The 13,766-nt window shown below is 64.3% G+C and carries 12 protein-coding genes; 8 read left to right on the plus strand and 4 right to left on the minus strand.

Going from position 1 to position 13,766, the window contains the following annotated elements; genetic code table 11:
- The 4 genes from AB3X89_RS35260 to AB3X89_RS35275 all read left to right on the plus strand — a co-directional run.
- Positions 1-1,163 (plus strand): PLP-dependent aminotransferase family protein (locus AB3X89_RS35260; protein WP_368587363.1); only part of this gene is annotated, 1,163 nt, incomplete at its 5' end.
- A 126-nt stretch (positions 1,164-1,289) separates the two neighbouring features.
- Positions 1,290-3,188, plus strand: coding sequence for a molecular chaperone HtpG (gene htpG / locus AB3X89_RS35265; RefSeq protein ID WP_368587364.1), 1,899 nt, complete (start codon positions 1,290-1,292; stop codon positions 3,186-3,188).
- A gap of 197 nt (positions 3,189-3,385) precedes the next feature.
- Positions 3,386-4,105 (plus strand): chorismate lyase, encoded by a 720-nt coding sequence (locus tag AB3X89_RS35270; RefSeq protein WP_368587365.1) that lies wholly within the window; start codon positions 3,386-3,388, stop codon positions 4,103-4,105.
- Positions 4,105-4,581, plus strand: coding sequence for a DNA-deoxyinosine glycosylase (locus AB3X89_RS35275; RefSeq protein ID WP_368587366.1), 477 nt, complete (start codon positions 4,105-4,107; stop codon positions 4,579-4,581). Before AB3X89_RS35270 ends, AB3X89_RS35275 begins: the two co-directional genes overlap by 1 nt.
- Before the next feature lie 63 nt (positions 4,582-4,644).
- Here AB3X89_RS35275 and AB3X89_RS35280 read toward each other — a convergent pair whose 3' ends face one another.
- From AB3X89_RS35280 to AB3X89_RS35295, 4 genes are all read right to left on the minus strand, one after another.
- Entirely contained in the window at positions 4,645-5,760 is a 1,116-nt protein-coding gene (locus tag AB3X89_RS35280) for a succinylglutamate desuccinylase/aspartoacylase family protein (protein ID WP_368587367.1), read from the minus strand.
- A gap of 412 nt (positions 5,761-6,172) precedes the next feature.
- Positions 6,173-6,649, minus strand: a complete 477-nt coding sequence (locus tag AB3X89_RS35285; RefSeq protein ID WP_368587368.1) for a GNAT family N-acetyltransferase — start codon at positions 6,647-6,649, stop codon at positions 6,173-6,175.
- A gap of 8 nt (positions 6,650-6,657) precedes the next feature.
- Positions 6,658-7,059 carry a cupin domain-containing protein gene (locus AB3X89_RS35290; protein WP_368587369.1) on the minus strand — a complete coding sequence of 134 codons (402 nt, stop codon included), beginning with the start codon at positions 7,057-7,059 and terminating at the stop codon, positions 6,658-6,660.
- Between the two features lie 81 nt (positions 7,060-7,140).
- Positions 7,141-7,968: an AraC family transcriptional regulator gene (locus AB3X89_RS35295; RefSeq protein WP_368587370.1), complete on the minus strand. Its 828-nt coding sequence runs from the start codon at positions 7,966-7,968 to the stop codon at positions 7,141-7,143.
- A 328-nt stretch (positions 7,969-8,296) separates the two neighbouring features.
- Here AB3X89_RS35295 and AB3X89_RS35300 point away from each other — a divergent pair, with 328 nt between their 5' ends.
- The 4 genes from AB3X89_RS35300 (at position 8,297) to mctP (ending at position 13,696) form a co-directional block, all read left to right on the plus strand.
- Positions 8,297-10,537: an NADP-dependent isocitrate dehydrogenase gene (locus tag AB3X89_RS35300; RefSeq protein ID WP_368587371.1), complete on the plus strand. Its 2,241-nt coding sequence runs from the start codon at positions 8,297-8,299 to the stop codon at positions 10,535-10,537.
- Between the two features lie 137 nt (positions 10,538-10,674).
- Positions 10,675-11,610 (plus strand): spermidine synthase, encoded by a 936-nt coding sequence (locus AB3X89_RS35305; RefSeq protein ID WP_368587372.1) that lies wholly within the window; start codon positions 10,675-10,677, stop codon positions 11,608-11,610.
- 296 nt (positions 11,611-11,906) lie between these two features.
- The gene (locus AB3X89_RS35310) at positions 11,907-12,149 is read left to right on the plus strand and encodes a DUF3311 domain-containing protein (protein WP_176366947.1); all 243 of its coding nucleotides are present in this window, start codon (positions 11,907-11,909) and stop codon (positions 12,147-12,149) included.
- Positions 12,146-13,696 carry a monocarboxylate uptake permease MctP gene (mctP, locus tag AB3X89_RS35315; RefSeq protein WP_368587373.1) on the plus strand — a complete coding sequence of 517 codons (1,551 nt, stop codon included), beginning with the start codon at positions 12,146-12,148 and terminating at the stop codon, positions 13,694-13,696. The genes AB3X89_RS35310 and mctP overlap by 4 nt, the downstream gene beginning before the upstream one ends.
- The last annotated feature ends 70 nt before the right edge of the window (positions 13,697-13,766 follow it).

Consider the following 13,766-nt stretch of genomic DNA (forward strand, 5'->3'; position numbering starts at 1 on the left):
CCGAAACGCTGCCCGCGCCGGCCAATATCGACGTCGTCTGGCTGCTGCGCAACATGCTGCACACCGGCGCGCGGCCCGAGCGCAGCCCGGGGCTCGGCTATCTGCCGGCGCGTTGGCTCGACGGCGACCTCATCACCAACGCGCTGCGCACGCTCGGCCGGCAAAGCGGCATGCAGATGCTCGGCATCGGCACCGCGCAAGGTTTCCTGCCGCTGCGCCAGCAATTGCAGACGCGCCTCGAGGAACTGGAAATCGGTGCGTCGCCGGAGCAGATCGTGATGGTGTCCGGCATCACGCAGGCGATCGACCTCATTTCGCGCATCTACGTGAAGCCGGGTGATGCGGTGATCGTCGGCGATCCGGCGTGGTTCCAGATGTTCGGCTGCTTTGCCGCGCAGGGCGCGCGGCTCGTCGGCATGCCGTACACGCCCGAGGGTCCCGATCTCGACGCGCTCGAAGCGCTGGTGCAGGAATGGCGTCCCAGAATGCTGGTGATCAACTCGGTGCTGCAGAACCCGACCGGCACGTCGCTGACCGCTGCGCAGGCGTTCCGCATCCTGCGGCTGGCCGAAGCGTACGACTTCATCGTCGTCGAGGACGATATCTACGGCGACCTGTGCCCGCCCAGCTACGCGGGCACGCGGCTCGCGAGCCTCGATCAGCTGAAGCGCGTGATCTACCTCGGCAGCTTCTCGAAGACGCTTGCGCCGAATCTGCGCGTCGGTTTCATCGCCTGCGCGCCGGAGGTCGCGATGGTGGTCAGCAATCAGAAGATGCTGGTCGGCATGACGAGCCCCGAGTTGAACGAGCGTGTGATCTACAAGATTTTGACCGAGGGCCATTACCGGCGGCACGTCGAGCGCATCCGCGCGCGGCTCGACGGCGTGCGCGAGAAGGCCGTGCGGATGATCGAGAAGACCGGCATGAAGCTGTTCCTGACGCCGACGGCCGGCATGTTCCTATGGGCCGATACCGGCGTCGACGCCGGTGCGCTCGCCGCGGCCGGGCACGAAGCTGGCTATCTGCTGACGCCGGGCGGGCTGTTTTCGCCGCAGCAGTCGCCGAGCACCTGGATGCGCTTCAATATCGCCAATTGCGGCGATCCCGAACTACCGGCGTTTCTGAGCCGCTATCTGGACGGCGTCGCGCGTCGCACCTCTTGAAACCGCGCCGGAGCGTCCCCATTTGCGCGGACGATCCGGCGGCCCGGCACGACAGGCTCGAAGCCCGGTGTGAACCCGCTTCGGCCGCCGCCCATCTCCCATTCGCAACAGAGAGGAAGTCCGACCATGGCACAAGAAACCATGAGCTTTCAGGCAGAAGTGAAGCAACTTCTGCAACTGATGATCCATTCGCTGTACAGCAACAAGGAAATCTTTCTGCGCGAGCTGATCTCGAACGCGTCCGACGCGGCCGACAAGCTGCGCTTCGAGGCGATCGAAAACAGCGCACTGTACGAGAACGATCCGAACCTGCGGATTCGCGTGTCGTACGACAAGGCCGCGCGCACCGTCACGATCGACGACAACGGCATCGGCATGAGCCGCGACGAAACGATCGCGCACCTCGGCACGATCGCGCGTTCGGGCACCAAGGAATTCTTCGGCAAGCTGTCGGGCGACCAGCAGAAGGACGCAGCGCTGATCGGCCAGTTTGGCGTGGGCTTCTACTCGGGCTTCATCGTCGCCGACAAGATCACCGTCGAGACGCGCCGCGCCGGTTTGCCGGCTTCGGACGGCGTGCGCTGGGTCAGCGCGGGCGAGGGCGATTTCGCGGTCGAGACGATCGAGCGCGCCGCGCGCGGCACGACCATCACGCTGCATCTGCGTGCCGACGAGGACGAGCTGCTGTCGTCGTATCGGCTGAAGTCGATCATTCAGAAATACTCGGACCACGTCGCGCTGCCGATCCTGATGCAGAAGGAAGAGTGGGACGCGGAAAAGAGCGAGATGGTCACGAAGGACGAGGACGAGACCGTCAACCAGGCGAGCGCGCTGTGGACCCGTTCGAAGAACGACATCACCGACGATCAATACAAGCAGTTCTACCAGCATATCTCGCACGACCATCAGGACCCGCTGACATGGACGCATAACCGCGTCGAAGGCCGCAGCGAATACACGCAACTGCTGTACGTGCCGTCGCACGCGCCGTTCGATCTGTGGAACCGCGAGCAGCGCGGCGGGCTGAAGCTGTACGTGAAGCGCGTGTTCATCATGGACGACGCCGAGCAACTGCTGCCCGCGTATCTGCGTTTCGTGAAGGGTGTGGTCGATTCGGCCGATTTGCCGCTCAACGTGTCGCGCGAAATCCTGCAGGAAAGCCGCGACGTGAAGGCGATCCGCGAAGGCGTGACCAAGCGCGCGCTGTCGATGCTCGAAGAACTGGCGAATTCGGATGAAGCCGCCGACAAGGAAAAGTACGCCAGCTTCTGGAAGGAATTCGGCCAGGTGCTGAAGGAAGGCATCGGCGAGGACTTCGCCAATCGCGAGCGCGTCGCGAAGCTCGTGCGCTTTGCGACGACGCATACGGGCACGGCCGAGCAGACCGTGTCGCTGGCCGACTACGTCGCTCGGAGGAAGCCCGAGCAGACCAAGATCTACTACGTGACCGCCGACACGTGGCAAGCCGCGTCGAACAGCCCGCATCTCGAAGTGTTCCGCAAGAAGGGCGTCGAAGTGCTGCTGCTAACCGATCGCGTCGATGAATGGATGCTGTCGTTCCTCAACGAATTCGACGGCAAGCCGTTGCAAAGCGTCGCGCGCGGCGACCTTGATCTCGGCGCGCTGAACGACGAGGAAAAGCAGGCGCAGGAGAAGATCGGCGAAGAGTTCAAGCCGCTCGTCGAGAAGATGAAGGAAGCGCTGAAGGGCAAGGCGAAGGACGTGCGTCTGACGTTCCGCCTGACCGACTCGCCGTCGTGCCTCGTTGCCGACGACGGCGAAATGAGCGGCTACCTGCAGCGCATGCTGAAGGCCGCGGGCCAGCAGGCGCCGGAGTTCCATCCGATTCTCGAAGTGAATCCGGAGCATGCGCTCGTCAAGGGTCTGCATGCCGATAGCGCGAATTTCGACGACTGGTGCCATCTGCTGTTCGATCAGGCACTGCTCGCCGAAGGCGGCGCGCTGGAAGATCCGGCGAGCTTCGTGAAGCGGACCAATGCGTTGCTGCTGTCGCGCGCGGGTTGAGTTTCAGTGAAGGCGAACCCGGAGCGTTGATGGTGTTCTTATTGGATTGACGCTCTGTGGTTCGGAAATGCGCTGCTTCGGCAGCGCATTTTTTTTGCCGTCGGTTTGCGCCGGCTTCTGTCTGGAGCGGCGCGCGCGATCAGCGCAAGCGTTGCCACGAAAAATGCCGTCGGAGCGCGCCGCTATAATCCGACACCATGCCTATCCGTTTCGATCCCGCAGACACCCACTGGCGCGTCGCGCCTTTGCCCACTTTCAGCGCTGCCCAGAAAGACTGGCTGACCCGCGGCGGTTCACTGACCGCGCATCTGCGCGTGCTCGGCGCGGTCGCGGTGCGCGTGACGCGCGAAGCGGTCGCGCTGCCGTGGCCCGACGAAGCCGCCGCGCTCGGACTCACGCCGCGCGCGCCCGTGTGGGTGCGCGAAGTGGTGCTGTCGGTCGATGGTGTGGCGTTCGTCGCCGCGCATAGCGTGACGCCGCGCGCCGCGAGCGTCGGCATCTGGCAGGCCACGCGGCGGCTGCGCACGCGGCCGCTCGCCGAGTTGCTGTATAGCGATAGCAGCGTCGCGCGTTCGTCGCTGGTGAGCCGCAGGGTGGGACAACGGCATCCGTTGTATCGGCTGGCGGCGCGTGAGATCGGCGGCGGCGCCGTCGATGCGCCGCATGCGCTGGTCGCACGGCGCTCGGTGTTCGAGCGCCATGGCGCGCCTTTGATGGTGACCGAATGCATGTTGCCGGCACTGTGGGAGCATCTGGCCCGGCTGGAGCAGGCGGGGCCCTCGGGCGGCGCTGCAACCGAGCCCGTTTCAGGCGCGCATGTCGCGCACGAGCGGATACGCGACCACGGCCGTCCGCTCGATCACACCGCGTCGCGCGCGCATGCCGCGCCGCGCGCGTCGGACGATCGGAGCCGCTGATGTTGCGCGGTTTTCCACCGGTCGTCGCGGCCGACACGCACACGCTGATACTCGGCAGCTTTCCCGGTGAAGCGTCACTGGCCGCGGCGCAGTATTACGCGCATCCACGCAACCAGTTCTGGCGCCTGCTCGGCGCGGTGCTCGACGAACCCGCGCTGCACGAGTTGCCGTATGACGAGCGTCTCGCGCGCGTGCTCGCACATCGGATCGGCATCTGGGATGTGCTCGATGCATGCCACCGTCAAGGCAGTCTCGACTCGGCGATCCGCCATGCGCAGCCGAACGACTTCGAGTCGTTGCGCGAACATGCGCCGTTGCTGGATAAGGTTTGCTTCAATGGGAAAACGGCGGGGCGGTTCGCGCCGGTCATCGGTGCGGCAGGCTATCGAACACTCGTATTGCCGTCGTCGAGCCCCGCGAATGCGACGCTTTCATTCGAACAGAAGCTCTCGTGTTGGCGGGAGATTCTTTCCTGACGGCATTCATTCCGGACGCAGGCCAAGCATCGCCGGTGCGCCGGGCCGCTTCACGCGACCGGCTCAGTTCGGCAGCAGCGAGCCGCTCCGAATAGGCTCGGCTCCAGCGACACACGCAACCTCCAGCCCCGCGGTGGCGAAGCGCGTGCGTTGCCGCGCATAGAGCACGCCGGCAACCGAGTTCGTGATCGTGACGACGCGGCCGGTCAGCGGATCGACGATGTCGGCGATCGCCTCGCCGGGCTCGACCCAGACACCGAGCGGCGCGCGGAACACGAGCACACCCGAGATCGGTGCGACGAGCGGCTCGCTGCCGGAGAAAGGCGTAGCCTCGAACGCGAGCTCCGGCAACGGCGCGGGTGTGCCGTCGATGACGCCGCGCAACGTCAGGTATTCGACGATCGCGTTCGCGTCGCGCTCGGCGAACGCGTAGCTCACGTCCGCCTGGCCGCGCAGCTCGATCGTCACCGAGATCGAGCCGTTCGGAATCGGATAGCGCTCGCCGTAGCGCGCACGCAGCTCCGACCAGCTGAAGCTGTGAATCTCGTCGAACGGATTGCCGATCGAATTGAGCGCGAGCAGCGAAGTTTTCGCGTCGAGGTAGCGCGCGAGTGGCTCGACGTCGGGCCACGTGTCGGGATTCGTGAACAGATGCATCGCCGCTTCGAAGTCGCAGTGCAGGTCGAGCACGACATCGGCATCGTATGACAGGCGCTGCAGCGCGAGGCGCTGCGACTCGAGCTCGGTGGTCGGCGTTTGCTCGGCGAGCGCCTCGCGCATTGCGGCGCGCACGGCGCGCAGATTTTGCTGCGCGTCGCCGGTCAGGTGAGGCTCGATGCGCGGCATCACGAGCTCGGCCAGATTATGAAAGTTGCGATTGAAGTTTGCCGCGGTGCCGCTTTCGAAGCGGCCAACCATGTGCCCGAGCACCCGCTGGTTGAGGCCGATCGGATTGGGTACCGGCACGATGACGATTTCGCCGCGCAACCTGCCCGCCGTCTCGAGGGCGGCGACGCGTCTGCGCAGTTCCCACGCGACCAGCATCCCCGGCAGCTCGTCGGCATGCAGCGACGACTGGATGTAGATCTTCTGTCCGCCCGTCGGGCCGTAGTGGAAGCTCGTCAGGTACCGCTCGGTGCCGAGCGACGGGGAAATCAACGGATGGGTTTGTGTTTGCATGATGGTGTGAATGTGCCGGACGGCGTAGGGGCGGAGAATCCTCCGCGCCATTGCCTGTCAGCTGCCGTACGCCGAGCGCGCGCTTCGGATCGCTCAGATCGCCGTCCGTGAACGCGAAACCTGCGCCGCGCGCGGTCTTCAGGAAGCCCGTGTCGCGCAGCACATTCAGCTAGGCCGTTTCATTGGCGTAGTTGTATAGACAAGATAGCGAATTGAAGAGGGTGGCGGAACTAGGGTTTTTGCTGACGACGAGCGACGCGCACTTAAGAAGAGGGGGCGTTTCCGCGTTAAGCGAAATTCGAAAGCGGAATCGGAGCGGCCGCTGGAAAAAAAAGCAGTAAATGTATATTCAACTTAGGCGCGCTGTGAGAAGGTTCAAGACGAGCGACGCCGCGCCGCGCGCGCCGCGCCGTCAAAGCTCGAGTGCAAGAAACCTCGTGCCCTCGACCGGATTTGCGTAGAAGGGCGCGATTTCTACGAACCCCAATCGCTCGTAGATGCGCTGCGCGAAAGCGGTTTTCGGCACCGAGTCGAGGACCAGCTTCGAGAAGCCCAACGATTTTGCCTTCCCGATCACCGAGTTCACCAGCGTTTCCCCGAGACGCATCCCTCTGAATGCGTCGCGAACGAAGAGGCGCTTGATTTCGGCGGTCCCGGCACTATGGCGCAGCAGCCCCGCGCAACCGGCGAGTTCGCCGCCGGCATCGGCGACGAAGAACATGCCGGATGGCAACGTGTAGACCGCTTCGAACGCGTCCATTTCGGCATCGAATCCACGGTACGACAAATCCAGATCCAGCCACTGGACATACTCGCGGATCACGGCGACGAGCTTGCGCGTATCGGCGGGGAAAACGGCTTCGCGAACGATCGGCAGCGGCGTTTGCATGGCGGCTCTCAAATCCATACGTCGTTTTCGGCCGTTCTTTCGTTGGTCGTATCGCCGGTGTTCACGACGCCACGCGGTTCGATCAGCAGCAGCTTCACTTCGGAGCCGGCATACGGCTTGTGCTCGACTCCTTTTGGAACCACCGCCATTTCACCGGCAAGCAGTTCGATCGAGCGGTCGCGAAAGTCGATGCGCAAGCGGCCTTCGAGAACGATGAAGGTCTCGTCGGTGTCGGCATGCCGGTGCCAGACGAAATCACCCTCTATCTTTACGACCTTGAACTGATAGTCGTTCATTTCGGCAACGACGCGCGGCTGCCAGTGATCGTCGATCTGACGGATCTTGTCGAGCAGATTGATCGTCTTGTACTGGCCGCGTTGCTCGGGTTTCGGCTGGGAATCGCTGTGCATGGTGGCTCCATTCGGGTGATATCTGGAACAGAGCTTAGGCCGGCCGCCGGCGAGTGTCTTGAACGATCGTGCAAGCTTGTGCTAGCCGGCGCGACGATCGCTCGTCATCGCGAGCCAACGCGCGGGCGGGATCCCGTATGCGTGACGAAAATGCCGGGTCATGTGGCTCTGGTCGGCGAAGCCGGCCGCTGCCGCCGTGTCCACGAGGGAAACGCCGCGCAGCATCATCGCGCGCGCCGCTTCGAGCCGGCGCATGACCAGGTAGTGATAGGGGCTGGTGCCGTAAAAGGTTCGAAAATCGCGCGACAGGCTCCAGCGGTCCTGTCCGCTGACGGCGGCAAGTTCATCCAGCGTGACGACGCGGCTGCTCGATGCATGAAGATATTCCCGTGCCCGCTGCGCTGCCGCGAAATCCGCGGACCTGCGCGCAGCTCGGGCGTCCGACACGCTATCCAGCGCGAGCGCGAGACCGGCGAGCGCGTCGTCGCGCTCGAGCGGCTCCGCGTCGCCGCGCATCTGGCGCAGTGCTGTCTTCGTCGCTTCGAACAGCCGTGGATCGTTCGTGACTCCGCCTTCGACGAATGGCAGCGGCCGGCCGCCGAGGACCTCCTGGATGGCGGCTGGCTGCACGTAAATCATCTGATAACGGAATCCCTCCTGCGTGCCGGCCTGACCGTCGTGCGCTTCGTCGGGATGCAGCACCATCGTCTGTCCGGGCAGGCTGGTGCGCAAGCCGCGCCGGTAGTGAAAGCACTGAACGCCGGCGAGCGTCAGGCCGATAGCGTAGGTGTCGTGCCGATGCAGCGAGTACGCATTGCCGTGGAAAAAGGCTTCGATGCGTTCGACTCCGCCGCTGGTTTCCGAACGGGAAATCCAGTCGGATTGGGCTTTGCTGGTATCGCCGTCCATGACGCTCTCCGGCTTCGATTGACAGATCTGCGGGAATCCCCGTACATCAGCTCATTGTATCGATGTGGACGTGCGACGCACGGGAGGTCCGGTCCGCGCGCTTTTCCGTCAGCCCAAAAATGAGGCAGAATCAAGACGTGCGACCCGCTGCGCGACGCAGTCCGCCGTGTTCGCTTAATCGTTCCGCTTTGGGGTTCCAGGGCCCCGCGTCGCCATCCGCCGCGCACAGCGTTTGTGTCCTCGTGTTGTCGTTTTCCTGATCGACGCTTGCGCATCCTGCCGGTATCACGCGCGAGATGCCTCTCAACCGCCCGCCCAGAGCCTAGCAATGACGACCCAGCAACCGACCATCATCTACACCCTCACCGACGAGGCCCCGCTGCTCGCGACCGCCGCGTTCCTGCCGATCATCCGGACCTTCACCAGGCCGGCCGGCATCGAGGTCGAGACCAGCGACATCTCGGTCGCGGGCCGCATCCTCGGTGAGTTCCCCGAGTTTCTGACCGAAGCGCAGCGGGTGCCCGACAACCTCGCTGAACTGGGTCGCCTGACCTCGTTGCCCGACACTAACATCATCAAGCTGCCCAACATCAGCGCATCGGTGCCGCAACTGACGAGCGCGATCAAGGAACTGCAGGCGAAGGGCTACAAGGTGCCCGACTATCCGGAAGATCCGAAGACCGACGCCGAGAAGGCGATCCGTCAACGCTACTCGAAGTGTCTCGGCAGCGCGGTCAACCCGGTGCTGCGCGAGGGCAACTCGGACCGTCGCGCGCCGGCCGCGGTGAAGAACTACGCGCGCAAGCATCCGCACAGCATGACCGAATGGAGCATGGCGTCGCGCACGCACGTCGCCACCATGCGGCACGGCGACTTCTATCACGGCGAAAAGTCGATGACGCTCGATCGCGCGCGCGACGTGAAGATGGAACTCGTCACCAAGGACGGCAAGACGATCGTGCTGAAGCCGAAGGTCGCGCTAGAGGACGGCGAGATCATCGACAGCATGTTCATGAGCAAAAAGGCGCTGCTCGCGTTCTATGAAGACCAGATGGAAGACGCTCGCAAGACCGGCATGATGCTGTCGCTGCACGTGAAGGCGACGATGATGAAGATCTCGCATCCGATCGTCTTCGGCCACGCGGTGAAGGTGTTCTACAAGGACGCGTTCGCGAAGCACGGCAAGCTGTTCGACGAACTCGGCGTGAACGTCAACAACGGCCTCGTCAATCTGTACGAGAAGATCGAGACGCTGCCGGAATCGCAGCGCGAGGAAGTGATCCGCGACCTGCACGCGTGCCACGAGCATCGTCCGGAACTGGCGATGGTCGATTCGGCGAAGGGTATCTCGAACCTGCACGCGCCGAACGACGTGATCGTCGATGCGTCGATGCCGGCGATGATTCGCGCCGGCGGCAAGATGTGGGGCGCCGACGGCCGTCCGAAAGACACCAAGGCGGTGATCCCGGAGAGCACCTTCGCGCGCATCTACCAGGAGATCATCAACTTCTGCAAGACCAACGGCGCGTTCGATCCGGTCACGATGGGCACGGTGCCGAACGTCGGCCTGATGGCGCAGAAGGCGGAAGAATACGGCTCGCACGACAAGACCTTCGAAGTGCCGGAAGACGGCGAGGCGCGCATCGTCGATCTCGCGAGCGGCGAAGTGCTGCTCACGCAGAACGTCGAGCAGGGCGACATCTGGCGCATGTGCGAAGTGAAAGACGCGGCGATCCGCGACTGGGTCAAGCTCGCGGTCACGCGCGTGCGCAATTCGCGCACGCCTGCCGTGTTCTGGCTCGATCCGTATCGTCCGCACGAAGCCGAGCTGATCAAGAAGGTCGAGGCTTACCTGAAGGATTACGACACCACCGGCCTCGACATCCAGATCATGTCGCAGGTGCGCGCGATGCGTTACACGCTCGAGCGCGTCGTGCGCGGGCTCGATACGATCTCGGTCACCGGCAACATCCTGCGCGATTATCTGACCGACCTGTTCCCGATCATGGAGCTGGGCACGAGCGCAAAGATGCTGTCGATCGTGCCGTTGATGGCGGGCGGCGGCATGTACGAGACCGGCGCGGGCGGTTCGGCGCCGAAGCACGTAAAGCAGCTCGTCGAAGAGAACCATCTGCGCTGGGACTCGCTCGGCGAATTCCTCGCGCTCGCGGTGTCGCTCGAAGAGCTGGGCATCAAGACCGGCAACAACCGGGCGAAGATCCTCGCGAAGACGCTCGACACCGCAACCGGCAAGCTGCTCGACAACAACCGCAGCCCGAGCCCGAAGACGGGCGAGCTCGACAATCGCGGCAGCCAGTTCTATCTGGCGATGTACTGGGCGCAGGAGCTGGCCGCGCAAACGGACGATGCCGCGCTCGCCGCGCAGTTCGCGCCGCTCGCGACACGGCTGACCGCCAACGAGCAGGTGATCGTGGCGGAGCTCGCGTCGGTGCAGGGCGCGCCGGCGGACATCGGCGGCTATTACAAGCCGGACTTCAACAAGCTCGAAGAGGTGATGCGGCCGAGCCGCACGCTGAACGAGGCGCTCAAGGCGGTGCGCGTCGAGTGACGTGATGGGTGTGAAGTGAGCTGATGAGCTGATGTGCGCACGGGCCGCCGGCGGGCGGCTCGGAGCGATCGTGCGCGCCGCGAATGCTATGCTCTCGGTCGACCAAAAATCATGCGCCCGCGGCGCGACATCCACACATGACGAAACTGATCAAGCGCGCTTCGGCCGAGGCGCGCGCTTTCCGTAACCGGGACGCCGAAGCCATCGGCGGTAAGCAGAAAATGGCGCCCAGACAGGCGCCAAAAACCGCGCGCAACGCGAACCGCGCCGTCGATCATGAGCTTCACGACGCGCCGCAAATCGAAGCGCCGCGCAAGCCGCGCTTCGCACCGGTGACGTTCTCCGAAGAGGGCGGCGTGCGCTACCTGCATTTCGGCACGGAATGGGTGCAAGGCGCGATGCGCCTGCGCAAGCCGGATCACATCGAACTCGAATACGCGCAGCAGATGATGGCCTGGCTGCTGTTCCTCGAAACGCCGAAGCGCATCGTGCAGCTCGGGCTCGGCGCGGCGGCGCTGACCAAGTTCGCGCATCGCTTCCTGAAGAGCGCGAAGGTCGAGGCCGTCGAGCTGAATCCGGCGGTCGTGGTGGCCGCGCGCACGATGTTCGAACTGCCGCCCGACGATGCGCGCCTGACCGTGCACGAAACCGACGCGTGGGACTTCGTCAACGAAAGCGCGAACCACGGCACCATCGGCGCGCTGCAGATCGACGTCTACGACGCGACCGCGCGCGGCCCGGTGCTCGACAGCGTCGGCTTTTACCGCGCGGCGCGCGCGTGTCTGACCGACGCGGGCATCGTCACGGTGAATCTGTTCGGCGATCACCCGAGCTTCGTGCGCAACATGAAGCGCCTGAACGAAGCCTTCGACGGCCGCGTCGTCGCGCTGCCCGAAGTGCACGACGGCAACCGCATCGCGATCGCGTTCTCGGGCCCCGCGCTCGACGTGCCGTTCGCCGCGCTCGACGCGCGCGCGAAGCTGATCGAAGCCGAGCTCGGCTTGCCGGCGCGCAAGTGGATCAAGGGCCTGCGCGAATCGACGGGGCAGACGGGCGCATCGTTTGCGATCTGAGCGCTGAATTCCCGTCCGTGAACGGAGAACCAGACGGCCGTGCCGGCGTATCAGTCGGCACGGCCGTTTTGCTTCCGGTATTTTTTTCACGTCGATGCTGCGGAGTCATCCAGTCTGCATCGTTGGACGCCAATGTGCCTCGGGGTCGCCCCGGCTTGACCGGGCGTTCGCCACTCCTATACTCTTTCGAGGCTTTCGGGGAGCCCGTGGCGGACCGCGGGACGACCACCCGCTGAGTTCCTCCTCCCGTCGACCACGGGCAGATAAATTCAAAATAGGAAAAAACAGGAGACGTCATGGCTCACGACGCCGACGTGAAGAAAGCCAGCAAGCACTGGCTCTGGCTATTGCTGCTACCGTGGATCGCGATGATCTGGGTGCCGTCCTACAACCGGATCGAGCCGCAGCTGTTCGATTTCCCGTTCTTCTACTGGTACCAGCTGCTGTGGGTGCTGATCAGCGCGGTCATCACCGCGTTCGTCTATGTGAAGACCAAGTCCCGCTATACGGGTCGCCCGAACGGGGGCGCACAACGATGAACCCCATTGCAACTTTCGTCTTCGTTCTGTTTTTCATCGGCGTCACGATTCTCGGTTTCGTCGCGGCCCACTGGCGGCGCGGCGATCTCGCGCATCTCGAAGAGTGGGGTCTCGGCGGCCGGCGCTTCGGCACGATCGTCACGTGGTTCCTGCTCGGCGGCGACCTGTACACCGCGTACACCTTCATCGCGGTGCCGGCGCTCGTGTTCGGCGCGGGCGCAACCGGCTTCTTCGCGCTGCCGTACACGATCCTGATCTATCCGTTCGCGTTCGTCGTGTTCCCGAAGCTGTGGAGCATCGCGAAGCGCCACGGCTACGTGACGTCGGCGGACTTCGTGTCGGCCCGCTACGGCAGCCGCATGCTCGCGCTCGCGGTCGCCGTGACCGGCATCGTCGCGACGATGCCGTACATCGCGCTGCAGCTGGTCGGTATCGAAGTGGTGATCGGCGCGCTCGGTTTCGACACGACCGGCTTCGTCGGCGATCTGCCGCTGATCATCGCGTTCGCGATCCTCGCGGCGTACACGTACACGTCGGGCCTGCGCGCGCCGGCAATGATCGCGGTCGTCAAGGACATTCTGATCTACGTGACGATCTTCGCCGCGATCATCGTGATTCCGCCGCAGCTTGGCGGCTTCGGCCATATCTTCGGCGCGGTGCCGCCGGCCAAGCTGCTGCTGAAGTCGCCGGACGTGTCGAGCCTGAACGGCTATAGCGCGTACGCGACGCTCGCGGTGGGTTCGGCGCTCGCGCTGTTCCTGTACCCGCACTCGATTACCGCGGTGCTGTCGTCGAAGTCGGGCAACACGATCCGCCGCAACATGGCGTTGCTGCCGGCGTATTCGCTGGTGCTGGGCCTGCTCGCGCTGCTCGGCTTCATGGCGCTCGCAGCCGGCGTGAAGGACATGCCCGAGTTCGCGCCGTACTTCAAGGCCTTCGGCCCGAACTTCGCGGTGCCGGCGCTGTTCCTGCACTTCTTCCCGTCGTGGTTCGTCGGCGTCGCGTTCGCGGCGATCGGTATCGGCGCGCTGGTGCCGGCGGCGATCATGTCGATCGCGGCGGCGAACCTGTACACGCGCAACGTGCACAAGGAGTTCATCAACCGCAACATGACGCACGAGCAGGAGACCAACGTCGCGAAGCTGGTGTCGCTGATCGTCAAGGTCGGCGCGGTTGCGTTCATTCTGGGTCTGCCGCTGACCTACGCGATCCAGCTGCAGCTGCTCGGCGGGATCTGGATCATCCAGACGCTGCCGGCCATCGTGCTCGGTCTCTACACGCGGGTGCTCGACTATCGGGGTCTGCTGCTCGGCTGGGCGGCAGGCATCGCGACCGGTACGTGGATGGCGATTTCGTTGAACCTCGCGGGCTCGATCTTCACGATCCATCTGTTCGGCATGGCGATTCCGGGCTATGCGGCGGTGTGGTCGCTGATCGTGAACCTCGTGGTGTCGGTGGTCGTGAGCCTGATCGTGCGCGCGGTGGGCATGCAGCGCGCCGAGGACCGCACCCGTTCGGAAGACTACCTGGACGTCGTCGAAGGCTGATTCCGGCTGCAACGTTACGGTCTGAAACACGCAACGCCCGCCGACGCGAGTCGGCGGGCGTTTGTGTTTG

Source organism: Paraburkholderia sp. BR14320, from assembly GCF_040948665.1.
In the GTDB taxonomy this organism is placed as follows: domain Bacteria; phylum Pseudomonadota; class Gammaproteobacteria; order Burkholderiales; family Burkholderiaceae; genus Paraburkholderia; species Paraburkholderia youngii.

Excerpts from the sequence above, each read along its gene's own strand:
- htpG (WP_368587364.1), top strand. The coding sequence starts at position 1,290 with ATGGCACAAGAAACCATGAGCTTTCAGGCAGAAGTGAAGCAACTTCTG.
- AB3X89_RS35270 (WP_368587365.1), top strand. The coding sequence starts at position 3,386 with ATGCCTATCCGTTTCGATCCCGCAGACACCCACTGGCGCGTCGCGCCT.
- AB3X89_RS35275 (WP_368587366.1), top strand. The coding sequence starts at position 4,105 with ATGTTGCGCGGTTTTCCACCGGTCGTCGCGGCCGACACGCACACGCTG.
- AB3X89_RS35280 (WP_368587367.1), bottom strand. The coding sequence starts at position 5,760 with ATGCAAACACAAACCCATCCGTTGATTTCCCCGTCGCTCGGCACCGAG.
- AB3X89_RS35285 (WP_368587368.1), bottom strand. The coding sequence starts at position 6,649 with ATGCAAACGCCGCTGCCGATCGTTCGCGAAGCCGTTTTCCCCGCCGAT.
- AB3X89_RS35290 (WP_368587369.1), bottom strand. The coding sequence starts at position 7,059 with ATGCACAGCGATTCCCAGCCGAAACCCGAGCAACGCGGCCAGTACAAG.
- AB3X89_RS35295 (WP_368587370.1), bottom strand. The coding sequence starts at position 7,968 with ATGGACGGCGATACCAGCAAAGCCCAATCCGACTGGATTTCCCGTTCG.
- AB3X89_RS35300 (WP_368587371.1), top strand. The coding sequence starts at position 8,297 with ATGACGACCCAGCAACCGACCATCATCTACACCCTCACCGACGAGGCC.
- AB3X89_RS35305 (WP_368587372.1), top strand. The coding sequence starts at position 10,675 with ATGACGAAACTGATCAAGCGCGCTTCGGCCGAGGCGCGCGCTTTCCGT.
- AB3X89_RS35310 (WP_176366947.1), top strand. The coding sequence starts at position 11,907 with ATGGCTCACGACGCCGACGTGAAGAAAGCCAGCAAGCACTGGCTCTGG.
- mctP (WP_368587373.1), top strand. The coding sequence starts at position 12,146 with ATGAACCCCATTGCAACTTTCGTCTTCGTTCTGTTTTTCATCGGCGTC.